Raw genomic sequence first — 617 nt, 5'->3', positions numbered from 1 at the left:
TGATAAAGACGTTGCAGGCAAAGAACCGGGATTTGGAACGGGTTACAACAACCCAAATGGAAACAATCAACGAATTGCGGGCAACCGTCCGGGATAGTATTGTATATTTGCCCGGCGATACGGTTACGACCGTTGTACGTTGTATTGAGTATTCCGACAAATGGGTTGACTTTGACGGATGTATTATAAATAATACGTTTTCGGGCAAAATTATAACACGGGATAGCCTTTTAATAACGGAAACTGTGCAATATAAGCGTTGGTTAGGTTTTTTATGGAAAACAAAACGGATAAAAAATCGTGAATTTGACATTGTTTCAAAAAATCCACATACAAAAATTACCGGGTTTGAGGTTATAACAATCGAAAAATAACTATATTTGCGGCAAACGGGGATAGTTCGGAGTAGCTACCGGATGAAAAAAGATGCAACCACTTTTCCTCGTTTCCTTTTTTTTGGTTGCTTACTTAAATGGTTGTATAATGGAAATTTGGAAAGATGTACCCGGATATATAGGGTTGTATAAAGTGAGTAATTACGGGCGTGTAAAATCCGTTAAGAAACAATTAGTTTTGAAAACATGTGGTTCCGGGAATAGATATAAAACCGTTGCTTT

At 37.4% G+C, this 617-nt stretch carries 2 protein-coding genes; both read left to right on the top strand.

The features are described from left to right. Positions 1 to 374 (top strand): DUF6549 family protein (locus ACFFUV_RS23610; protein WP_390198426.1); only part of this gene is annotated, 374 nt, incomplete at its 5' end. Between the two features lie 52 nt (positions 375 to 426). Continuing rightward, positions 427 to 617, top strand: a 191-nt coding sequence (locus ACFFUV_RS23605; RefSeq protein WP_390198423.1) for an NUMOD4 domain-containing protein, incomplete at its 3' end; no start/stop codon positions are given.

Origin of the sequence: Vibrio olivae (assembly GCF_042428525.1) — a bacterium.
Taxonomy (GTDB): Bacteria; Pseudomonadota; Gammaproteobacteria; order Enterobacterales; family Vibrionaceae; genus Vibrio; species Vibrio olivae.
Note: the sequence above shows the minus strand (reverse complement) of the source record. Positions and strands in the feature narration are given on the sequence as shown.